17 protein-coding genes and 2 pseudogenes are annotated in these 22,148 nt (G+C 75.3%); 10 read left to right on the top strand and 9 right to left on the bottom strand.

Annotation, left to right across the window (positions count from 1 at the left end; translation table 11 throughout):
* The first annotated feature begins 3 nt into the window (after window positions 1–3).
* The 5 genes from QQK22_RS00820 to QQK22_RS00800 all read left to right on the top strand — a co-directional run bounded on the left by QQK22_RS00820 (window position 4) and on the right by QQK22_RS00800 (window position 3,620).
* Complete coding sequence (locus QQK22_RS00820; protein WP_284248662.1) at window positions 4–1,365, top strand: 3-oxoacyl-ACP reductase; 1,362 nt, start codon at window positions 4–6, stop codon at window positions 1,363–1,365.
* Entirely contained in the window at window positions 1,362–1,739 is a 378-nt protein-coding gene (locus QQK22_RS00815; protein ID WP_284248659.1) for a hypothetical protein, read from the top strand. The genes QQK22_RS00820 and QQK22_RS00815 overlap by 4 nt, the downstream gene beginning before the upstream one ends.
* Window positions 1,740–1,773: 34 nt before the next feature.
* Window positions 1,774–2,397, top strand: coding sequence for a MaoC/PaaZ C-terminal domain-containing protein (locus QQK22_RS00810; RefSeq protein WP_284248657.1), 624 nt, complete (start codon window positions 1,774–1,776; stop codon window positions 2,395–2,397).
* A 185-nt stretch (window positions 2,398–2,582) separates the two neighbouring features.
* Window positions 2,583–3,071, top strand: coding sequence for a hypothetical protein (locus tag QQK22_RS00805; RefSeq protein ID WP_284248655.1), 489 nt, complete (start codon window positions 2,583–2,585; stop codon window positions 3,069–3,071).
* A gap of 27 nt (window positions 3,072–3,098) precedes the next feature.
* The gene (locus tag QQK22_RS00800) at window positions 3,099–3,620 is read left to right on the top strand and encodes a DinB family protein (RefSeq protein ID WP_284248653.1); all 522 of its coding nucleotides are present in this window, start codon (window positions 3,099–3,101) and stop codon (window positions 3,618–3,620) included.
* A gap of 13 nt (window positions 3,621–3,633) precedes the next feature.
* Here QQK22_RS00800 and QQK22_RS00795 read toward each other — a convergent pair whose 3' ends face one another.
* The 3 genes from QQK22_RS00795 to purS all read right to left on the bottom strand — a co-directional run bounded on the left by QQK22_RS00795 (window position 3,634) and on the right by purS (window position 6,423).
* Window positions 3,634–5,340: an AMP-binding protein gene (locus QQK22_RS00795; RefSeq protein WP_284248651.1), complete on the bottom strand. Its 1,707-nt coding sequence runs from the start codon at window positions 5,338–5,340 to the stop codon at window positions 3,634–3,636.
* An 85-nt stretch (window positions 5,341–5,425) separates the two neighbouring features.
* Complete coding sequence (gene purQ / locus QQK22_RS00790) at window positions 5,426–6,145, bottom strand: phosphoribosylformylglycinamidine synthase subunit PurQ (protein WP_284248649.1); 720 nt, start codon at window positions 6,143–6,145, stop codon at window positions 5,426–5,428.
* Window positions 6,145–6,423: a phosphoribosylformylglycinamidine synthase subunit PurS gene (gene purS / locus QQK22_RS00785; protein ID WP_284248647.1), complete on the bottom strand. Its 279-nt coding sequence runs from the start codon at window positions 6,421–6,423 to the stop codon at window positions 6,145–6,147. The genes purQ and purS overlap by 1 nt, the downstream gene beginning before the upstream one ends.
* A 128-nt stretch (window positions 6,424–6,551) precedes the next feature.
* On the opposite strand from purS, the gene QQK22_RS00780 reads away from it, so the two are divergent.
* Complete coding sequence (locus QQK22_RS00780) at window positions 6,552–8,480, top strand: glycohydrolase toxin TNT-related protein (protein WP_284248645.1); 1,929 nt, start codon at window positions 6,552–6,554, stop codon at window positions 8,478–8,480.
* Between the two features lie 99 nt (window positions 8,481–8,579).
* Here QQK22_RS00780 and QQK22_RS00775 read toward each other — a convergent pair.
* Window positions 8,580–9,502 (bottom strand): annotated as a pseudogene (locus tag QQK22_RS00775) (phosphoribosylaminoimidazolesuccinocarboxamide synthase).
* Between the two features lie 26 nt (window positions 9,503–9,528).
* Entirely contained in the window at window positions 9,529–11,028 is a 1,500-nt protein-coding gene (locus QQK22_RS00770; protein WP_284248643.1) for an MFS transporter, read from the bottom strand.
* 87 nt (window positions 11,029–11,115) lie between these two features.
* On the opposite strand from QQK22_RS00770, the gene gndA reads away from it, so the two are divergent.
* Entirely contained in the window at window positions 11,116–12,564 is a 1,449-nt protein-coding gene (gene gndA / locus QQK22_RS00765; RefSeq protein WP_284248641.1) for an NADP-dependent phosphogluconate dehydrogenase, read from the top strand.
* Between the two features lie 572 nt (window positions 12,565–13,136).
* Window positions 13,137–13,859, top strand: coding sequence for an aminoglycoside 3'-phosphotransferase (locus QQK22_RS00760; protein ID WP_284248639.1), 723 nt, complete (start codon window positions 13,137–13,139; stop codon window positions 13,857–13,859).
* Window positions 13,860–14,011: 152 nt separating this feature from the next.
* Here the strand turns inward: QQK22_RS00760 and QQK22_RS00755 are convergent, their stop codons facing one another.
* Window positions 14,012–15,883 carry a phosphoenolpyruvate carboxykinase (GTP) gene (locus QQK22_RS00755; protein WP_284248637.1) on the bottom strand — a complete coding sequence of 624 codons (1,872 nt, stop codon included), beginning with the start codon at window positions 15,881–15,883 and terminating at the stop codon, window positions 14,012–14,014.
* Window positions 15,884–15,965: 82 nt separating this feature from the next.
* On the opposite strand from QQK22_RS00755, the gene QQK22_RS00750 reads away from it, so the two are divergent.
* Window positions 15,966–17,495, top strand: coding sequence for a helix-turn-helix domain-containing protein (locus tag QQK22_RS00750; RefSeq protein ID WP_284248635.1), 1,530 nt, complete (start codon window positions 15,966–15,968; stop codon window positions 17,493–17,495).
* A 32-nt stretch (window positions 17,496–17,527) separates the two neighbouring features.
* On the opposite strand, the gene QQK22_RS00745 is transcribed toward QQK22_RS00750, so the two are convergent.
* From QQK22_RS00745 to QQK22_RS00735, 3 genes and pseudogenes are all read right to left on the bottom strand, one after another.
* Entirely contained in the window at window positions 17,528–18,244 is a 717-nt protein-coding gene (locus QQK22_RS00745) for a hypothetical protein (protein WP_284248633.1), read from the bottom strand.
* A gap of 18 nt (window positions 18,245–18,262) precedes the next feature.
* Window positions 18,263–19,560: pseudogene (gene purD, locus QQK22_RS00740) on the bottom strand (phosphoribosylamine--glycine ligase).
* A gap of 530 nt (window positions 19,561–20,090) precedes the next feature.
* Window positions 20,091–20,726 carry a winged helix-turn-helix domain-containing protein gene (locus QQK22_RS00735; RefSeq protein ID WP_284248631.1) on the bottom strand — a complete coding sequence of 212 codons (636 nt, stop codon included), beginning with the start codon at window positions 20,724–20,726 and terminating at the stop codon, window positions 20,091–20,093.
* A 75-nt stretch (window positions 20,727–20,801) separates the two neighbouring features.
* Between QQK22_RS00735 and QQK22_RS00730 the strand changes: the two genes are divergently transcribed.
* The gene (locus QQK22_RS00730; RefSeq protein ID WP_284248628.1) at window positions 20,802–22,127 is read left to right on the top strand and encodes an MFS transporter; all 1,326 of its coding nucleotides are present in this window, start codon (window positions 20,802–20,804) and stop codon (window positions 22,125–22,127) included.
* The last annotated feature ends 21 nt before the right edge of the window (window positions 22,128–22,148 follow it).

Here is a 22,148-nt window from a genome sequence, read left to right as displayed (position 1 = left end):
GCCGTGCCCACCTCGTCGCTGCCCGCCCCGCTGCGCGGGCTCACCAAGCAGCTCAACCGCACCATCACGCAGGCGCTCGGCCTCACCGAGGCCGTCACGCTGCGCCGCACCGACCCCGCCTCGGTCGACCAGCCGCTCACGGCGGGCCCCGTGCTCGTCATCGGCTCCGGGCCTGACGCCGACGCCGTCGCGCACCAGCTGCACGAGTGGCACCTGGACGTGCGCCGCAACCTGGCCGCACCCACGCAGCAGCGGTGGGGCGCCGTCGTCGTGGTCCTCACCGATCTCGAGGCACCCGGTCAGGAGGCCGAGCGCGTCCTCGCGCTCGGCGGGACGCTGCGCGAGCTCGCCCGCAGCGCCCGCGTCGTCACGATCTCCCGCGCGGTCGCCGACGGCGACGCCCCGGCCCTGGCCGCGGCGCGCGGCGGCGTCGCGGGCCTCGTGCGCTCGCTCGGCAAGGAGCTGCGCCAGGGGGCGACGGCGAACGGCATCGAGCTGGGCGCCGACGTCGCCGTGACCGACCCCGCCACGATCGGCACGCTCCGCTTCCTGCTGTCGGCCCGCTCGGCGTTCGTCGACGGCCAGCTGCTCCCGGTCACGGCCGCCGCCCAGGCACCCGCGGACTGGACGCGTCCGCTGACCGGCACGGTCGCCGTCGTGACCGGAGCCGCGCGCGGCATCGGCGCCGAGACGGTCCGCGTGCTGGCACGCGACGGCGCGCACGTGCTCGGCGTCGACGTCCCCGCCGCGGGCGAGTCCCTGGCGGCCGTGATGAACGAGGTCGGCGGCGTGGCGCTCCAGCTCGACATCACCGCGCCCGACGCCGGTGCCCGGATCCTCGAGCGCGTCGCGCGCGGACCGTTCCAGGGCCGCCTCGACGTGCTCGTGCACAACGCGGGCATCCTGCGCGACAAGCTGCTCGCCAACATGAAGCCGGAGCAGTGGGAGTCCGTGATCGCGGTCAACCTCGCGGCGCAGGTCGCGATCACGACGGCGGTCGCGCAGGCCCACCCGGGCCTCGTGCAGATCTCGCTGGCCTCCACGAGCGGCATCGCCGGCAACCGCGGGCAGACGAACTACGGCTTCTCCAAGTCGGGCGTCATCGGCGCGACCCAGGCGTGGGCACCCGTCCTCGCGGCCGGCGGTGGACGGGCCAACGCCGTCGCCCCCGGTTTCATCGAGACGGAGATGACGGCCTCGATCCCGCTCGCGCAGCGCGAGATCAGCCGCCGCGTGTCCTCGCTCGGGCAGGGCGGCAAGCCGGTCGACGTCGCGGAGGCGGTCGCGTTCCTCGCCTCGCCGCAGGCGGGCGGCATCAACGGGGCCGTGCTCCGGGTCTGCGGTCAGAACCTGGTGGGGCGATGAGCCGCGGCGAGCGCCCCGGCGCCTCCGGGCCCGACGGCGCCGACGCGGGCGAGTGGATCGGCGACTGGCTCGAGGGCGACGAGGCTGCGGCCGCCGCCCCGCGCGGCGACGGCGGTGTGCCCGAGCACGTCGAGCAGCTCCCCCGGGTGCCCGAACCGCGCACGATCTACCTCGCCGCGCTCGCTCGCGCCGGCCGCGCCGTCGTCTCGACGACGCGTCTGACGACGTCGCTGCCCGACCTCGCGCTGCGCGCCGACCTCACGCTGGACCGTGCGGCGCTCGACGCGTACGCGCACCTCCTCGGCGAGCGCGCGCTCGACACCGCTCCCCCGCCTTCGTGCACGTCAGCGTGTTCGGGCTCCAGCTCTCGCTGATGGCGCGCGCCGACTTCCCCTCCCGATGCTCGGGATGGTCCACGTCGCGAACCGGATCGAACAGCTCCGGCCCGTAGCAGTCAGGGAGGCGCTGACGGCGACGACGTGGGCGCGCAACCTGGTCTCCCGCCCCGTCGGCGAGCGGATGGGCGCGCAGGTCGACCTGGTCACCGAGGTCCGCAGCGGACCCGAGCTGGTGTGGCAGGGCGTCTCGACCTACCTCGCGCGCAGCACGCAGATCTCGGGTCTGCCGGTGCTGGAGCGCGTCGAGCACGGGGCGTTCGCCGCGCCGTCGCCAACCGGGGGCTGGAGCACGTCGCTCGCCGACTCGAAGGCGTACGCCGCCGTCTCGGGCGATCGCAACCCGATCCACACCTCGCGGCTCGCCGCGCGCGGGTTCGGCTACCGCTCGACGATCGCGCACGGCATGGACACGGCCGCGCGGGCACTCGCCGCCCTCGGCCCGGTGCGCGGTGACGCGTTCACGTGGACGGTGGAATTCGCCTCCCCCGTGCTCGTGCCGGGGCGGGTGGCGCTCGCCGTCGAGCGGCGCGACGACGTCGACACCTCGGGCGGGGTCCGGGGTGGGTACGCGCTGACGGTGTGGGACCCGAAGCGCGGGAAACCGCACCTGACGTCGGTGCTCGCGCACGCCTGAGCCGCGAGCCGCGCGTCAGCGCACGAGGCCGCGCAGCTCGAGGAACGGACGTCCGCGCTCGGCCGGATCGAGATCGAACCGGACCTCGCCGATGCGCTCTTCGACCGTCCGCTCCCCAGCAGGGCGTCGAGCATGAGGAAGGTGACGTTGCCCGAGACGGACCGCTCGACGTCGGCGAACGCCGGGTGCCACACGGCGACGTGAACGGTCGGCCCGTCCGGCTGCGCGAGCACCACGAGGTCGGTGAGCGCGAAGCTGTGACCGTCGTACTCGATACCGACGACGGTCGGGTCCTCGGCGGCCCGCCGCCTGCTGTCGAACTCGAACGCCTCGTCGGCGGGCGGGGCCGCGGCGAGCCAACGGTCGGCGACGGCGGCCGCTTCGGCCGAGCCCTCCGGGGTCAGGACGAGCACGTGCCGAGCGGTACGCCCGGCGCCGGTCTCGAAGCCCAGCCCGACGGCCTGCGCCCGCATCCCCAGCTGCTCCGCGACGCGACGTGTCGCCTCCGGATCCTCGCCGTGCGAGTCGAAGGCTCTCGTCGTCTCGGCTCCTCCGCCCTCACGCCACCACGACCAGAACTCGCTGATCGCGGCGTCCTCGGCTGCGACGGCGGGGTCGGCGGCGGCAGCGCGATTCGCGCGCGAGGTGAAGAAGCCCATGCCTGGCGACCCTAGCGTCCGCCGGTCCGCCATGATGGCGCCGTGAGAGCGATCGAGCCGGACACGAAGGACTGGACCTGGGTGCTGCGCGAGCGGTGCCCGCAGTGCGGGCTGGACTCCTCCGCCGTCACCGTCCTGGAGGTCGGCGACCTCGTGCGGGCGAGCGTCCCGCGCTGGCGCGCCGCCCTCGCCCGCCCGGATGCCCGGACGCGCCCCGACCCCGCCACCTGGTCGGTGCTGGAGTACGGCGCGCACGTGCGCGACGTGTTCCGCATCTTCGACGAGCGGCTCGCGCTGGTGCTCGAGCGAGACGCGCCCACGTTCGCGAACTGGGACCAGGACGCCACGGCGGTCGCGGAGCGCTACGACGAGCAGGATCCGGCCGTCGTCGCGGACGAGCTGGCCGCCGCGGCGCGGGCAATCGCCGACCGGTTCGACGCCGTCCCGGCCGCCGCGCACGGCCGCCGCGGCCTCCGGTCCAACGGCTCGGAGTTCACGGTGACCACGCTCGCGCAGTACTTCTGGCACGACGTCGCGCACCACCTGCACGACGTCCGCGCCTGAGCGCGACCGGTACCTACTCCGGGCGCCGACCCACGAGGTCGTCGCGCACGACGCGGCGCAGCACCTTGCCGATGATCGAGCGCGGCAGCTCCGTCACCACCACGAGCTCGCGCGGCACGGCGTAGGACGCCACGCGCTCGCTCGCCCACGCCCGCAGCTCAGCCAGCGAGATCGTGGGCACCGACCCGTCGAGGACGATCGCGGCCACGACCTTCTCCCCGAGGTCGCCCCCGGGCGTCCCGACGACGGCGACGTCCGCGACCCCCGGCATCTCGCGCAGCAGGTCCTCCACCTGGGACGGGTAGACCTTGAACCCGCCCGTCACGATCATCTCCTTGATGCGGTCGACCAGCGTCACGAAGCCGTCCTCGTCGCGCACGACGACGTCGCCGGTGCGGAGCCAGCCGTCGGGGAGCAGCTGCTCGGCGGACTCCTCGGGGCGGTTCCAGTAGCCGGAGAACACCTGCGGGCCGCGCAGCAGCAGCTCGCCGCGGGCGCCGTCGGGCACGTCCTGAAGCGTCTCGGCGTCGACGACGCGCACCTGCGTGCTCGGGAACGCCAGCCCGAGCGCACCGGGCCGGCGCTCCGGCGAGACCGGGTTGCCGAGCGCGACGGGCGAGGTCTCGGTCATGCCGTACCCCTCGATCGCGTAGCCGCCGGTCGCCTCCTCCCACGCGCGCGCCGTGGAGGCGGGCAGCGCCATCGCGCCGCTGAAGGCGAACCGGAACGAGGTGAGGTCGACGCCGGCCTCGCGCGCCGCCGTCGTGAACCGCTCGATCATGGGCGGGACGGCCGGGAGGAACGTCCCGGGTCGACGGCGCTGCGCCGCCACCATCGCGGCGGGGTCGAACCGGGGGAAGACCACGAGCGTCGCCCCGGTCCGCAGGCCGTAGCCGAGGCAGAGCGTCAGACCGAAGGCGTGGAAGAACGGGAGGGCGCCGTAGAGGGTCTCGCTGGCGCGCACCGTGCGCGTCCAGACCTCGCACTGCACGGCGTTGGCGACGAGGTTGCGGTGGGTCAGGACGGCGCCCTTCGGCGTGCCCGTCGTGCCGCCGGTGTACTGCAGGAGCGCGACGGCGTCGCTCGCCGGGTACGGGTGGGAGGCGGGGAGCTGCGGGCCGCGGCGGCGCACGAGACGCTCCCAGCGCAGGGCGCCGTCGGGGACGGCGTCGCGCAGCGCGGCCCGCGTGGCGCGCGCCGCGCGGACGGGCAGCCGCAGCGCCAGCCGGGACGTCGTCGGCAGGTCGCGCGAGACGTCGACCGCGACCACGGTCTCCAGCGCGGTGCCCTCACGGGCGCCGAGGGCCGCGCGCGCCGCCTTCTCCCACACGATCGCGACGCGCGCGCCGGAGTCGGCGAGCTGGTGGCGCAGCTGCGGCGCGGTGTAGGTGGGGTTGTGCTCGACGACGACGCCGCCGATCCGGAGCACGGCGGAGAAGGCCACGACGTGCGTGGTGCAGTTCGGCAGGGCGATCGCGACCCGGTCGCCCGGCTCGACGCCGAGGTCGAGCAGGGCCTGGGCGGCGCGCGCGACCGCGGCGTCGAGCTCGGCATAGGTGAGCGTCGAGCGGAGGAAGTCGACGGCGACCCGGTCGGGCCACGCCGCGGCCGCGGCGCTCAGGCCGTGCGGCAGGGACTCGTCGGGGACGTCGATCGTGGCGGGGATCGGGGTCGCCTCGTCGGGGGAGTCAGGGGTGGGGCGAGCCACGGCGTCGTTCACTACGCCACCGTAACTTACGGGACCGTAGGTTCCCCGCGAGAGTCTTGTCGACCCTCCCCGAGAGGTTTCCCGACTCCGGGCCCCGCTACGCCGTCGCGAGCAGCGAGGTCAGCGCCGAGGTGAAGAAGCGCAGACCGTCGATGCCGGTGCGCGGACCGGCCGCGCCGTCGGGCCCGAAACCCGCCTCGACCGCGTGCTCGGGGTGCGGCATGAGCCCGACGACGTTGCCGCGCGCGTTCGTGATCCCGGCGATGTCGCGGCGGGATCCGTTCGGATTGCCGCCGACGTAGCGGAACGCGACGCGCCCCTCGCCCTCGAGCTCGTCCAGCGTGCGCTCGTCGGCGACGTACTGGCCGTCCTGGTTCTTCAGCGGGATCGTGATCTCCTCGCCCGCCGTGAACGCGCTGGTCCAGGCGGTCGCGGCGTTCTCGACGCGCAGCACCTGGTCGCGGCAGACGAACGTGAGCCGCTCGTTCTTGATCATCGACCCGGGCAGCAGGTGCGACTCGGTCAGCATCTGGAAGCCGTTGCAGATGCCGAGCACGGGCAGCCCGCCGTTCGCGGCGTCCACGAGAGCGGTCATCACCGGGGCGAAGCGCGCGATGGCGCCCGCGCGCAGGTAGTCGCCGTAGGAGAAACCACCGGGGAGCACGACGGCGTCGACGCCCGACACATCCGCGTCGCCGTGCCACAGCGGCACGGGGGTCGCGCCGGCGAGGCGGACCGCGCGCTGCGCGTCGCGGTCGTCCAAGGTGCCAGGGAAGGTGACGACGCCGATGCGTGCGCCCTGCGCCGACTCGCCCATCAGGCGGTCTCGGTGTCGGTGGCGTCGGCGGTGTCGTCCGCCTCGACCTTGACGACGTCCTCGATCACGGGGTTCGACAGCAGCGTCTCCGCGGCGCTGCGCACCTGGGCGAGGACCTCGTCGGTGACCGGACCGTCCACGGTGATCTCGAACCGCTTGCCCTGGCGGACCTGGGTGATGCCGGTGTACCCGAGGCGAGGAAGGGCGCCGTTGACGGCCTTCCCCTGCGGGTCCAGGATCTCCGGCTTGGGCATGACCTCGACGACGACGCGTCCCATGGCAAGGCTCCGATGGTGGCTGGTGCGGACGGGTGGCGGGGCGGGACTGGTGCACGCTCGTTCACACGGTCGTTCACCGGGGCGGCACGCTCCCCCACGAGTCTAGCCGGGGGTGCGAGGATGGCCGCATGGAGCAGGACCCCCGTCACGACAGCGCGCGCAGCACCCCGGTCGCGGGCGCGATCCCGCCCCCACCGACCCGTCCGGCGTTCCCGGCCGATGCCTCGCCGGACGGCGCCGAGGAGGCCCGGGCCGCCACGCACCCCGCGCCGCTGCCCGCACCCGCCGAGCACGAGCGTGCCGGGGCGGAGCGGGAGGGGGCGCCCCAGGACGAGGCGCCCGACGGCGAGGCGGCACTGCGGGAGTCCGCGGCCGCAGCGGCGCCCGACGGCGCAGCACGGCCGGGCGAACCCGTCACCGCTCCGGAGCCTGAGGGGGCGGCCCCGGTGGAGGGGTCCGCCGTCGCCCCGGCTCCTCCCCCGTGGCCCCAGCCCACGCCGCCGGTCGCGTCCGGTCCCGACGGCGGTGCCCCCGTCCCGCCTGCTGCGTCGGCCCCCGCTCCCGACGGCGGCGCGGCCATCCCGCCTGCCGTGCCGGCCACCGCGCCCGGCACGGCGCCGGTCGCGCCCGACGCCCCGCCGGCTGGGGCAACGCCGGCCCCGATGGCGGCTGCGGCCGCCCCCTCGGCTCCGGTGACACCTCCCGCGACCCCGGCCACCTCGGTCCCGACACCCCCGGGCCCCCCGCCCGCGCCGGAGGTCCGACCGCCCTTCAGCGAGCCGGATCTCGACCAGACGCACGTGCGTCGCCCCGCGCCCGGTGAGCCGCAGCACTCCGCCGGCCCGAGTGCCGCACCGCCGCAGGAGCCCTCGACCGCGCCTCCGGCCCCGCTCTCGCCGGTCGCCACGGCATCGGCCGCCGTGCCTGCACCCACCTATCCCGAGCGCGCCGCCCTCGTGACCACGGTGGCCGACGCGCTGCGCGCGGCGGCCGAGCAGACCGGCACCCCCTGGGCCTCGGCCCACCTCGAGTGGTCGCAGGCCGGCACGCAGCACTCCGGCCGCGCCTACGTCTACGACGCCGCCGGCGCCCTCACGCGCCTGTCGCTGCCCGACCCCGCCGTCAACGCCCTCGCCGAGCTCCGCTCGCGCGACGCGGCCCCCGGCACCGGCACCTGGCTCTCGGCCCACCTCGCGCTCACCCCCGACACGACGGGCGAGCCGCACCTCGTCGTCGAGCACGCGCGCCGCCCCTACTGGAACACCCCGCAGACGCGCATGCTGATCGACGACGGTGCGCCCGTGCCGGACCAGCCGTTCCCGAGCGACGAGCAGTGGGTCGCCGACCTCGCGACCTTCCCGCGCGCACCCGAGCACGTGCCGGACTGGCTGCGCTCCGCGAGTGCCGGCCCCGGGGCCGCGAGCGCCGCGCTGCGCGAGCGTCTGACGCAGGCGCAGTACCCGGGTGACGCCGTCGTGCTCATCGGGGACCCGGCGGGCGCGACCCCGCTCGAGGGCGCGCTCGAGCTGCGCCAGACCGGGCCGCAGCGCTTCGCCGTCGGCGTGCGCGACTACGGCGTGTTCGAGTCGTTCCACAGCGCGGGTAGCGAGCGTGAGGCCGCCGACTGGCTGTGGGACCTCCTCGTGGCGCCGCTGCCCGCGGCCACGCCCGTGGCGGCCCAGGACCTGCAGCACCGCAGCCACGCCTACCAGGGCGCGTACGCGCAGATCTTCGCGCAGCTCCAGGCCGGCGGTGGTGCGCTGCTGACGACGCTGCCGCCCGGCGTCGCGCTCGACCGCCTCGGTTCGATCGACGGGATCTTCCTGTTCCCGTGGGCGACGCCGATCCCGAACCGCTCGCTGCCCGCCTCGGCGAGCGGTCCGAACACCCGGCTGTACCAGTTCGTCACGACGGCGCCGCTGCACGTCGAGGCCGAGATCGTTCCGCCGTGGTTCGGCCAGCCCGGCGGATCGCTGCGGTTCCGCATCGCGGCCGACGGCGTGGGCGTGCGCCAGCTCGTCACCTCGCGCGCACTGCTGGAGGTCCGCGTCGCCTGACACGGCTCACGCCGCCCGGCCTTCGGTGCGCACGAATGGGGTCGTCACGCCGCGTGACGACCCCATTCGTGCGCAGCGAGCGCTCGCGAACGCCCCTGGTCAGCCGAAGGCGCGGCCCGTGAGCCGCTCGAACGCCTCCACGTAGCGCTCGCGCGTGCGCTCGACGACGGCGTCCGGCAGCTCCGGCGGCGGGGCGTCGCCCGAGCGGTCCCACCCCGAGGCGTCCGAGGTGAGCCAGTCGCGCACGAACTGCTTGTCGAAGCTCGGCTGCGCTCCCCGGGCGCCCACAGCGAGCTGTCCCAGAACCGCGAGGAGTCGGGGGTGAGCACCTCGTCCCCCAGCACGATCGAGGACGCGCCGAGCGCGGGGTCGGCGCCGAGCTCGAGCTTGGTGTCGGCCAGCAGGATGCCCCGCTCGCCCGCGATCTCCAGCGCGCGGCGGTACACCGCGAGCGTGGTGCCGCGCAGGGCGGCCGCGACGTCGGGCCCCACCATCTCCGCGACGCGCTCGTAGGTCACGTTCTCGTCGTGGTCGCCGACGGCGGCCTTGGCGGCCGGCGTGAAGATCGGCTCGGGCAGGCGCGAGGCGTCCACGAGACCCTCGGGCAGCGGCACGCCGCACACCGTCCGGCTCACCCGGTACTCCTCGAGCCCGGACCCCGTGAGGTAGCCGCGCGCCACGCACTCGACGGGGTACATCTCCAGGCGCCGGCAGATCATCGCGCGCCCCGCGACCTCCGCCGGGACGTCCAGCGAGACGAGGTGGTGGTCCACGACGTCGGCGAGCTGCTCGAACCACCACGCGCTGAGCGCGGTGAGGATCGCGCCCTTGTCCGGGATCGGCGTCGCCAGGACGTGGTCGTAGGCGCTGATGCGGTCGCTCGCCACCACGAGCACGACGTCGGAGCCCCAGGTCGGGTGCCCCTCCTGCGGCACGTAGAGCTCACGCACCTTGCCGGCGGCGACGAAGCGCCAGCCGGGGATCGTCAGCGGGGCGGGAGCACTGTCAGCCTGGGCGGTCACGACGGCCAGTCTCCCAGAGCGCGGCGTCACGCGTCGGACGACGTCGGAGACGCACCCGGCGTCTCACCCGGGGCCCCGGCCGCCTGCTGCGCCGTCGTCGTCGCGCTGCGCCCCGCCCGAGCCGCGACCAGCACGGAGCACACCGCCGCCGTCAGCGCGACCGCGAAGCCGCCCAGGAACTGGCGGGTGCCGCCCACCCCGGCCAGCGCACCGAGCACGAGCCCGGCGACCGCCGTCGCGGCCGCCCCGCCGATGGCGTCGGAGATGGACAGCGCGGAGGAGTTGGCGCCCTGGTCGGCGCGCGTGGAGCGGGCCAGCACGAGCGTGGTGATGCGCGGGTAGGACGTGCCCATGCCGAGCCCGGCGACGAGCCAGCCGCCGCCCGCGACCCACGGGCCGAGGTCGAACGCCGCCGTCGCGATCTGGATGCCCACCCCCGCGAGCACCATCCCGGCACCGACCTGCAGGATGCGCCCGGGCGGGACGCGCACGAGGCGCGCCTGCAGGTTCGACCCGGTCGCCCAGGCCAGCGCACCGACCGTGAGGATCAGTCCCGCACCCGATGAGCTCAGGCCGTAGGACGTCTGCAGCATGAGCGGCAGGTACACCTCCGTCCCGAAGTACGCCGCCGCGATCGTGCCGCGGATCAGCACCGTCGCCGGCAGCCCCGGCGCGGCCAGGAGCGTGCCGCGGGGCAGCAGGGGTCGCGCCGCGACCAGCACGACCACCACCGCCGCGCCGGCCGGCGCCCAGGTCCACGGCGGCGGGACGAGCTCGGCGGAGGTCCCGAGGATCAGCAGCCCCGCCGTCACCGCCACGGCCAGCGCGACGGCGACGCCCGCGCCCACCCGCCGTCGGCCGGGGGTGGACGGGGCGGCGTCGGCGTCGGCGTCCGCGGGGACGACCGCGTCGGTGTCCCCCTCCACCGCACGGTCCGCGCCGAGCATCGCCCGCAGCGCCGGTACGAGCGCGGCGAGCGCGAGGAGCACGAGGGCCGCCACACCAAGAAACACCCAGTGCCAGCTCAGCGTGTCGGCCACGACGCCCGCGACGAACGGACCGACCATCGACGGCACGATCCACGCGGCGGCGAACGCACCGAACACCCGCGGGTGCAGCGCCGGCGGATACAGGCGCGCGACGACGACGTAGAGGCACACCGTCAGCGCACCGCCCCCGAGCCCCTGGAGGAAGCGCCCGACGACGAAGACCTCCATCGCCTGCGCGAGCCCCGCGACCAGGAGGCCGAGGAGGAAGGTGCCGATCGCCGTCGTGAGCGGGAGCGCGGGACCGTGCCGGTCGGAGGCCCTCCCCGCGAGCACCATGCCGACGATGCTGGCCGCCAGCGTGGCCGAGAACGCGACGGAGTAGAGCGCCTGCCCGTCGAGGTCGCGGCTGACGGCGGGCATGATCGTGGTGACGGCCATGGCCTCGAACGCCGCCAGGAGCACCATCGCGAGCGCCCCGATCGTGGTCCAGCGCAGGCGGGGGTCGACGATCGAGGTGGGGGCCGCCGTCGTCGTCACGCCCCCATCGTGCCCCCACCGCGCCCCGCGGCCGCCCGAGGGGCAGACACGACCTGCGCGGCGCGCGCCCCTTGGCAGAATGGCGCCATGACGAACAACGGCGTGGCAGACATCGGCGTGACCGGCCTGGCGGTCATGGGCAGCAACCTCGCGCGCAACTTCGCGCGCAACGGCTACACGGTGGCGGTGCACAACCGCTCCTACGGCAAGACCCAGGCCCTGATCGACGCGCACGGTGGCGACGGCGAGTTCGTCCCCAGCGAGTCCACCGCCGACTTCGTCGCCTCGCTCAAGGCGCCGCGCACCGTCATCATCATGGTCAAGGCCGGCGGCCCGACCGACGCGGTCATCGAGGACCTCGCGTCGCACATGGAGCCGGGCGACATCATCGTCGACGGCGGCAACGCCCACTTCCCCGACACGATCCGTCGCGAGAAGGCGCTGCGCGAGCGCGGCTTCCACTTCGTGGGCACCGGCGTCTCGGGTGGTGAGGAGGGTGCGCTGAACGGCCCCTCGATCATGCCGGGCGGCACCAAGGAGGCCTACGCCACCCTCGGCCCGATGCTGGAGAAGATCTCCGCCAAGGTCGACGGCGTCCCCTGCAGCACCTACATCGGCCCGGACGGCGCGGGTCACTACGTCAAGATGGTCCACAACGGCATCGAGTACGCCGACATGCAGCTCATCGCGGAGGCCTACGACCTCCTGCGCTCGGCGCTCGGCCTGTCCGCCGCGGAGATCGGCAAGGTCTTCGAGGAGTGGAACACCGGGGACCTCGAGTCCTACCTCATCGAGATCACGGCGGACGTGCTGCAGCACACCGACGCCGAGACCGGGAAGGCGTTCGTCGACGTCGTGCTCGACCAGGCCGAGCAGAAGGGAACCGGCCGCTGGACCGTGCAGTCCGCGCTCGACCTCGGCGTGCCGATCACGGGCATCGCCGAGGCGACGTTCGCCCGCGCGCTGTCCGGCTCCCTGCCGCAGCGTGAGGCGGCGCGCGCCGCCGGGCTCGCCGCCGAGACGGCCGGCTGGTCGGTGGCCGACAAGGACGCGTTCATCGAGGACGTGCGGCGCGCCCTGTACGCCTCCAAGGTCGTGGCCTACAGCCAGGGCTTCGACCAGATCGCCGCGGCGTCGCTCGAGAACGGCTGGAACATCGACCGTGGCGCGTGCGCGCGCATCTGGCGTGGCGGCTGCATCATCCGCGCCCGGTTCCTCAACCGCATCACCGAGGCCTACGAGCGCGACGCCGAGCTGCCGCTCCTCATCTCGGACCCGTACTTCGCCTCGGCGGTGGGCGACGGCGTCGCCTCCTGGCGCCGCGTCGTCGCCGGCGCCGCGCTGAACGGCATCCCGGTGCCGGCCTTCTCCAGCTCGCTGTCCTACTACGACGGCGTGCGGGCCGAGCGCCTGCCGGCGGCGCTGATCCAGGCGCAGCGCGACTTCTTCGGGGCGCACACCTACCACCGCGTGGACAAGGACGGCGTGTTCCACACCGAGTGGAGCGCCGACCGCAGCGAGACCCCGCAGGGCTGAGGTCGCGGGGCCGAGGTCGCGGGGCCGGGCGGCGCGGGGCCGGGCGGCGCGCGGGCCCCGCACCCCGGCCGCCCGCCCCTGCCCCACCCACCGAGAACGCCCGGTGCTGCTCGACCCTCGGGTCCGAGCAGCACCGGGCGTTCTCGCGTGCGGACCACCTCGTCGAGAACGGCGGGTGCTGCCTCGCCGGCCGGTCCGAGCCGCACCGGGCGTTCTCGCGTGCGGACCACCTCGCCGAGAATGCGGTCCGCTGCTCGAAGCCCGCGATAGGGCGCTCTCACGCATGCTCGGCGGGCACGGGCCCTCGATCTCCACGCCGAGCATGCGCCGTACTGCTCTACCGGTGCGATACAGCACCCTCACGCATGCTCGGCGGGCACGGGCCCTCGATCTCCACGCCGAGCATGCGCCGTACTGCTCTACCGGTGCGATACAGCACCCTCACGCATGCTCGGCGGGCACGGGCCCTCGATCTCCACGCCGAGCATGCGCTGGACTGCTCTACCGGTGCGATACAGCGCTCCTGCGCATGCTCGGACAGCCACCTCGCCGCGCCCGGGCAGACTGGGGCGGTGAGCATCCCCGCGGGCGACGTCGAGGTCCCCGCCCTCGTGCGACGGCTCGCCGGGGACGCCGAGCTCGTGCCCGTGTGGCGCAACGGCATCGGTGGGCTCACGTTCCGGGCGGGCGACCACTACGTGAAGTGGGGGCCGCTGAACACGGAGACGACGATGGCCGACGAGGCCGAGCGACTCGCCTGGGCGGCGCCGCACACCCCCGTGCCAGCGGTCGTGGAGCACGGCGCCGACGCCTCGCACGAGTGGCTGGTGACGCGCGCGCTGGCGGGACGCTCCGCCGTCGACCCACGGTGGATCGCCGATCCGGCGACGGCGGTGCGCGCCGTCGGGCGGGGACTGCGGGCGCTGCACGACGCGCTGCCCGTGGCGGAATGCCCGTTCGACTGGGACGTGGCCGCGCGGATCGCGCACGCGCAGCGGCGGGGCCGACAGGTGCCGACCGAGCTGCGCGAGCCGCCGCCGATCGACCGACTCGTGGTGTGCCACGGCGACGCGTGCGTGCCCAACACCCTGCTCGACGACGGCGGAGCCTGGGTCGGGCACGTCGACCTCGGGGCGCTCGGGGTCGCCGACCGGTGGGCGGACCTCGCCGTCGCGGCGATGAGCACGGAGTGGAACTACGGGCCGGGGTGGGCGGACGAGCTCGTGGCGGCCTACGGCGTCGACCCCGATCCGGTGCGGCAGGCCTACTACCGCGACCTGTGGAACGCGACCTGATGGCGGCCCACCCCGTCGCTGCCTCCCACCGCCTTCTCGCCGAGAATGCGGGGGACTGCTGAACCGACACGATTCAGCACTCCCGCGCATTCTCGATGAACGGGTGGGCCCAGGACACGGCGGCCCGAGGTCGGGCGGCCAGGCGTCCCGCGTCAGAGCCGGTCGAGCTGGCCGACCAGCGCGTGGCGCAGGGCCACCGGCGCACCGATCGCCTCCAGGTAGCCCGCCGACCGGGTCAGCTCGCGCCGCCACGCCACCGGGTCGACGTCGACCAGCTCGTCCAGCGTCGCCTCGCTCAGCCCGAGGCCCGCGACGTCGAGGTCGCTCGGAGTCGGGACGTGACCGATCGCCGTCGCACGCCCGCCCGCCGTCCCGGCCACCCGCCCGGCGATCCACGCCAGCACCCGCGCGTTCTCGCCGAACCCGGGCCACAGGAAACGCCCGCTCGCATCGCGCCGGAACCAGTTCACGCCGAACACCTCCGGCGCGCCCTCCCCCAGCGACGCCCCCACGGCGAGCCAGTGCGCCAGGTAGTCGGGCAGCGCGTAGCCGGTGAACGGCAGCATCGCGAACGGGTCCCGGCGCAGCTCGCCGACCGTGCCCTCGGCCGCGGCCGTCCGTTCCGAGGCGACCGTCGCGCCCATGAGCACGCCCTGCGTCCAGCTGTCGGCGTGTGTCACGAGCGGCACGGTGGAGGGGCGGCGGCCGCCGAACGCGATCGCGTCGAGCGCCACGCCGTCGGGGTCCTCCCAGTCGGCCGCCATCGTCGGGCACTGCGCGGCGGACACGGTGAAGCGCGCGTTCGGGTGCGCCGCCGGCCGGCCCGAGTCCGGCGTCCAGTCGCGCCCCTGCCAGTCGAGCAGGTGCGCCGGCGGCTCGTCGGTCATCCCCTCCCACCACACGTCGCCGCCGTCGGTCAGCGCCACGTTGGTGAAGATCGTGTTCGCCGCCATCGTCTCCATCGCGACCGGGTTCGTCGCCCAGCCGGTCCCGGGCGCGACGCCGAAGAAGCCCGCCTCGGGGTTGATCGCCCGCAGGCGCGTGACGCCGTCGTCGCCCGTGCGCGGCGCCATCCACACGATGTCGTCGCCGAGCGTCTCCACGCTCCAGCCCGGGAGCGTCGGCTGCAGCATCGCGAGGTTCGTCTTGCCGCACGCCGAGGGGAACGCCGCCGCCAGGTGCAGGCGCCGACCCTCCGGCGACGTCGCGCGGATCAGCAGCATGTGCTCGGCCAGCCACCCCTCGTCGCGCGCGATCACCGACGCGATCCGCAGCGCGAAGCACTTCTTGCCCAGCAGCGCGTTGCCGCCGTAGCCCGAGCCGTAGCTCCAGATCTCGCGGGACTCCGGGAAGTGGACGATGTACTTCTCGTCGTTGCAGGGCCAGGCGACGTCCGCCTCGTCGGGCCCGAGCGGCGCGCCGACGCTGTGCACGGCGGGGACCCAGGCGGCGCCGCCGTCGATCCGCTCGAGCGCCCCGGCGCCCATCCGCGTCATGATCCGCATGCTCGCGACGACGTAGGGCGAGTCCGTGATCTCGATCCCGAACCGCGCCAGGGGCGAGTCGAGCGGACCCATCGCGAACGGCGCGACGTACATCGTGCGGCCGCGCATCGCGCCGGCGAAGACGCCCTCCAGCGTGGTGCGCATCTCGACCGGGTCGCGCCAGTGGTTCGTCGGTCCGGCCTCGGCCTGCGTGGCTGAGCAGATGAAGGTGCGGCTCTCCACGCGGGCGACGTCGGAGGGTGCCGACCGCGCGAGGTAGGAGCCCGGCCGCAGCTCGGGGTCCAGGGGCAGCAGCGTGCCGGCCCGCACCATGCTCGCCAGCAGGTCGCGGTTCTCCTCCTCCCCGCCGTCGGTCCACACGACGCGGTCGGGCTGCGTGAGGTCGGCGACGCGCTCGACCCAGGCGAGGACGTCCGGGCGGGTCGACGGCGTGCCGTGGACCGGGCGGGTCGCGGAGGCGGCGCCGTCGCGCTCGTCGCCGGGGCGGGTGGGGCTCGGGGGGATGATGGTCGCGGTCATGGGTTCAGCCTGACTCGCCGAAGCGCCGAGTTGCAGACCCAAAACCGCGCAACTTCGGCCAAAGTTGCCCTATCGTCAACTCATGACGCCCGACACCCCGCACCCGGCCTACATCGGCCTCGGTGAGACGCCCGCGGACGAGGCGACGGCGTCGGACGCCTTCACGCTCGGCCGCCGCCTGCGCCACTTCCGCACCGCGGCGGGCCTCACGCTCGCGCAGCTCGCCGAGCGGGCGGGGACGACGACGGCGCAGCTGTCCCACATCGAGAACGGCCGGCGCGAACCGCGGCTCTCGCTCCTGCAGCAGCTCGCCCGCGCGCTGGAGGTCACCGCCGCCGACCTCGTCGCCGACGAACCCCCGCCCGACCGCCGCGCCCAGCTCGAGATCGCACTCGAGCACGCGCAGCGCTCGCCGCTCTACCGCGCGCTCGGCGCTCCGGTGGTCCGCCCCGGGCGCACGACCCCGCTCGCGGTGCTCGAGTCCCTGACCGCCCTGCACGGCGAGATCGCCCGCCGTGCCCGCGAGTCGGTCGCGACCCCCGAGGCCGCGCGCCGCGCCACGACCGACCTCCGCCTGACCATGCAGCGCATCGACAACTATGTGCCCGAGCTCGAGGAGCTCGCGGAGGCGGCCATCCGGCGGGCCGGGTACGAGCAGGGGGCCGTGACCCACCGGACCGTCGCGCGGATGGCCGAGAGCCTGGGCTTCGACATCATCCACGTGCCCGACCTGCCGCACTCCACCCGCACGGTCACCGACCTCGCGAACGGCCGCATCTACCTCCCGCCCGCCTCGATCCCCGGCGGGCACGGGCTGCGCTCGCTCGCGCTGCAGGCGATGGCGCACCGCATCCTCGAGCACCCGCGCCCGGGCTCCTACCCCGAGTTCCTGCGCCAGCGCCTCGAGATCACCTACTTCGCGGCTGCCGCGCTGGTGCCGCGCGGCGCCGCCGTGCCGTTCCTCGAGGCGGCCAAGGCTCGCAGGGACCTCGCGATCGAGGACTTCCGCGACGCGTTCGGGATCACGCACCAGTTCGCGTCGCAGCGCTTCATCAACCTCGCCACGAGCCAGCTCGGCATCCCGGTGCACCTCGTGTGGGTCGACGGCGACGGCACCCTCGTGCGTGGCTGGGAGAACGACGGGTTCGACCTGCCGCAGGACGCGACCGGCGCGATCGAGGGGCAGAGCGTGTGCAGGTTCTGGGCGGCACGGCAGGTGCTGGCCCAGCGCGACCGCACCACCGAGTACCACCAGTACACCGACACCCCGGCCGGCACGTTCTTCGAGGCCAGCCAGACCGGGTCGATCGTGCCGGGGTCGGTCGGCGCCGCGGGTGCGACGTCGCGGTTCTCGATCACCGTGGGCGTCCCGTTCAACCACGCCAAGTGGTTCCGCGGGCGGGACACGAGCGTGCGGACCGCGTCGCGCTGCCCCGACGCGTCGTGCTGCCGCCGCCCCGCGGCCGAGCTCGCCGGGCGGTGGGAGGAGAAGGCGTGGCCGAGCGCGCAGGTGCACGCCCAGGTGCTGCGCCCGCTCCCCTCGGGCACCTTCCCCGGGGTGGACGACGCCGAGGTGTACGCGTTCCTGGAGCGGCACGCGCCGCGGGGGTGAGGTCGGGTGACGCCCGTCGCCGCCACCGCGTGTCAGTCGAGCCGCTCGACCGCCTCCGCCACCCGCTGGGCGAGCCGGATCAGTCCGGTGACCTGCGAGCGCGCGCCGGAACCGGGGACGGCGACGGCGACCCCGTCGCCGTCGACCAGCACCGCCACCCCGCGCGGCACGTCGGAGCGGAACACACCGTCGAGCACCGCCAGGACGTCCGCGCTCACCCCCGCCGGGGTCGCGACGAGCCAGGGCAGCCCCTGCGGGGCGCGCACCGTGGCGAGCTCGCGCCGGCGCACGAGGGCCGGCAGCGCGCCGGTGGTGTCCTGCGCGCCGTGCAGGAGGAGGACCGTGGGGTGCGGGCGCGAGACGCCGTCGGACCGCAGCTCGAGCCGGACCGACGGCGTGCGCCAGTCGATCGTGCGGCCGCCACCCTGCGGGACGCGCTCGCCCGACCGGGTCGCGATGACGGTGCGCCGGCCCTCGAACGCCCCCACGACCACGTGGGTGGCCTGCACCGGCGGCAGCGTCCCGGGCGGCTCGAGCCCGTCGGTGGCCACCGCAACCGGACCGGGCACGTACTGCCAGCCGCGCTCCCGCGCCCACGCGCGGCGCTCGAGCCCGACGTCGGTGTCCAGCGCGATCGAGCGGCGGTCGCCGCCGCCGCGCAGCACGGCCGCGCGCGCCATGCGCAGTCCGCCGACGACGACGGCGAGCAGCACCGCGAGCCCGAGCAGCAGCCCTCCGGGATCCCTCATGCGTGACTCACGCGCGTCTCACGCGGGCGCGCCCGGGAGCGTGACCTCGCCACGCTCGGCCCGCAGCGCGATGTCGGAGCGCACCTGACCGCCCTCGAGCGCGATGCGGCCGACGGCGTCGTAGGCCACCGCGCGCGCCTGCGCGAGGGTCTCCCCGTGCCGACGACCGAGAGCACACGGCCGCCCGCGGCCACGAGGCGACCCTCGCCGTCGCGCGCCGTACCGGCGTGCAGCACCCACGCGCCGTCGACCGCCTCGGCGTCCTCGACGCCCGTGATGACGCCGCCCGTGCGGGCGCTCTCGGGGTAGCCGGGCGTGGCGAGCACGACGGTGACGGCGGCGTCGTCGTGCCAGCGCAGGTCGCCGAGCGCGGCGAGGTCGCCCGTGGCGGCGGCGTGCAGCGCGACGTCGAGCGGCGTGGCGAGGCGGGCGAGCACCACCTGCGTCTCGGGGTCGCCGAACCGCGCGTTGAACTCGATCACGCGCAGGCCGCGGCTCGTGAGCGCGAGGCCGCAGTAGAGCAGCCCGACGAAGGGGGTGCCGCGGCGGGCGAGCTCGGCGATCGTGGGCCGCGCGACGCGCTCGAGCACCTCCGCGGTGAGGTCGTCGGGCGCCCAGGCGAGCGGCGTGTAGGCGCCCATGCCGCCGGTGTTGGGGCCAGCGTCGCCGTCGTGGATGCGCTTGAAGTCCTGCGCGGGCGCGAGCGCGACGACGTCGGTGCCGTCGCTGAGGCAGAACAGCGAGACCTCGGGGCCGTCGAGGAACTCCTCGACGACCACCTGGTTGACCACGCCGGGCCGGCTCGCCTTGTTCAGGCACTCGGCGGCGTGCGCGAGCGCGGCCGCGCGGTCGTCGGTGACGACGACGCCCTTGCCGGCCGCGAGCCCGTCGTCCTTCACCACGTGGGGGGCGCCGAACGCGTCGAGCGCCGCGGCCACCTCCGCGATCGTGGTGCACACGTGGGCCAGCGCCGTGGGGACCTCGGCGGCCGCCATCACGTCCTTGGCGAACGCCTTCGAGCCCTCGAGCTGCGCAGCGGCGGCGTCGGGACCGAAGACGGGGATGCCGGCGGCGCGCACGGCGTCGGCGACACCGGCCACGAGCGGGGCCTCCGGGCCGACGACGACGAGGTCGGCCGCGATCTCGGTGGCGAGGGCGGCGACGGCGGCCGGATCGTTCGCCTCGACGGCGCGGTTCTCGCCGCACGCGGCGGTGCCGGGGTTGCCCGGGGCGATGACCAGATCGGCACCGGCGAGGGCGAGGTGACGGGCGAGGGCGTGCTCACGGGCGCCGGAGCCCACGACGAGGATCTTCACGGGCCACGAGCCTATCGGCCGCGCGAGTGCGCCCTCCCGTGCGGACGGTGGGTGGACGTCGGGCGGGCTCGCCGCGCCGGTCCTCCGCCGGCCGACCCGCCCGCGACGGCAACCCGCTCGACCGCCCTCGCCCACAGCGGCTGGGTCTCGCTGGGAGCGGCTGGTGGCGACGGCGGGTGCCGCAGCGCGGCGTGTCGCGGCCGACACGCCGTCGGCCGCCAGACCCAGCCGCTGTGAGCGAGACGCAGCCGCTGACAGCGAGGGGCGTGGGCGCGAGCCGTCAGCCCGCGCCCACCACGGCGTCTCGTCCGGCCGCCCTCCCCCACGACGGCAGTCCGCCGACCCACCCTCGCCCACGACGGCAGTCCGCAGGCCCCGAGCCGCCGCCGTCGGCGAGTCCCCCGCGACACGCCGTCCAGGCGTCGGGACTGCCGTCGTGGGCGAGGGCACTGCCGTCGTCAGCGAGGGCACTGCCGTCGTCAGCGAGGGCACTGCCGTCGTCAGCGAGGCCGCCATCGAGCGAAGCGACGTCAACCGCGCTCCGGCGCCGGGCGTCCCACCCCCTCGACCCCAGCGGCGCCGCCGGCGAGCGGGAAGGCGTCGAGGTGGAACCGCACCCGTCGCGCGCCCTCGGGCGCGCCGCCGCGGTCGTCGCGATCGAGCACGGGCGCCAGCCGCTCCCGCAGGAGGTCGCGCAGCGCCTGCCCGATCTCGGCGAACTCCGACGCGGTGAGCACCGCGGTCGTCGAGGTGAGCGCGCCGGTCCACGCCTCGTCGTCGAGGTCGAGGGAGGCCGCCCACGAGGTCAGCGCCGCGGTGCGCTCGGCGACGGTCTGGGCGAGGACGACGCGCGCCGACCCGGAGGTCGCCGGGTCGCGCAGCAGGTCCAGGGACTCCATGGAGAACCCGACGGCGCGCCACCACCGCTCCCGCCCCCCGCTGTGACCGGGGTCGTCCTCCACCAGGCCGTGCCGCTCGAGCTGGCGCAGGTGGTAGCTCGTCTGCCCGCTGCTCTCGCCGAGCGCCCGCCCGAGCCCGCTCGCCGTCGCCGGACCCTCGTTCTGCAGGTGCGAGTACATCGCCATCCGCAGCGGGTGGGCGAACGCCTTGAGGGCGCCGGGGCCCATCGTCGGCGGGTCCGCGGGCACGGTCTTGCCATCGTCCATGTGCAGAGTTACCTTTGCATAGGTTTCTTTGCAGAGATCCCTCTGCGACTCCAGACTACGAGAAGGACGCCGGACATGACCGCACCCGCCGCGACGCACCCCGGATCCGCCGACCGCTCGCCGCGGCGTCCGCTCGGTCGCCCCTTCGCCGCCCAGCTCGGGTCCACCTCCCTCGCGAACCTGGGCGACGGCGTCCTGGTCACCCTGGTCCCGCTCGTCGCCCTGGGCCTGACCTCCTCGCCGTTCCAGATCAGCCTGCTCGCCGCCGCGACGTGGCTGCCGTGGCTCCTGCTCGGGATCACCGCCGGCGTCGTGATCGACCGCGTCGACCGCCGGCGGGCGCAGATCGGTGCGCTCCTCGCGCGGGCGGTGCTGCTCGCCGTCGCCGCCCTCGTCGTGGCGACCGGCCACCTCACCGTGCCGGTGCTCGTCGCGCTGGTGCTCGCCCACGGAGTCACGGAGGTGCTCGCCGACCTCGGCGCGAGCGCGATCCTGCCCGACCTCGTGCCCTCGGACCGGCTCGCCGCCGCGAACGGTCGGGTGCTCGGCGCGCAGCAGGTCGCGAACAGCTTCCTCGGGTCACCGCTCGCCGGTGCGCTGCTGGTCGTCGGCGCGGGGGTGGGATTCGGGGTCGCAGCGGCCCTGGCGGCGCTCGCCGCGCTGACGCTCGCGCTGGGTCTGCGCGGGCGCTTCGGTCGGGCGTCGGTTCCCGACGGCGCAGCCACCTCCGCCACGCCCACGACGTCGGCCCTCGCGGAGGTCCGGGAGGGGCTCGCCTTCCTCGTCCGCCACCGCGCGCTCCGGCCGCTCGTCCTCACCGCGGGGGTGCTGAACATGGCGAGCACCGGCTACTTCGCCGTGTTCGTGCTCTGGGTGGTCGGGCCGGGTTCGGCCGTCGGGCTCCGCGAAAGCCACTACCCGCTGCTCCTCGTGACCCTGGCGACCGGGGCCGTGCTCGGATCGCTCCTGGCGGAGCGGGCGGAGCGCCGGTTCGGGGCGGTGCGGACGATGCGCACCACGCTGACCGCGACGGTCGTGCTCATGCTCGTGCCGCTGGTGTGGCCGGCCGGCCCGGCGATCGCCGTCGCCCTGTTCGTGATGGGCCTGCTGACCACCGCGGGCAACGTCATCTCGATGTCGCTGCGGCAGCGGCTGGTCCCCCGGTCGATGCTGGGTCGGGTGGGCGGTGCGGGACGCACGCTGGCGTACGGGCTGATGCCGGTCGGGGCGCTGCTGGGCGGCACGGTCGCCGAGCGGTGGTCGCTCGAGGCGACATTCGTCGGCGCCGTCGTCATCAGCCTCGCGGCGTGCACTTACCTGGCCGCGACGGTCCGCCCGGCCGGGGTGGCGCGCCTGCTCGCGGACGCCGAGCAGCCGGCCGCCGCTCCGGTTCCTCGCTGACGACGGAGCGCGACGACGTCG

Source organism: Litorihabitans aurantiacus, assembly GCF_030161595.1.
GTDB classification, from domain to species: domain Bacteria; phylum Actinomycetota; class Actinomycetes; order Actinomycetales; family Beutenbergiaceae; genus Litorihabitans; species Litorihabitans aurantiacus.
Note: the sequence above shows the minus strand (reverse complement) of the source record. Positions and strands in the feature narration are given on the sequence as shown.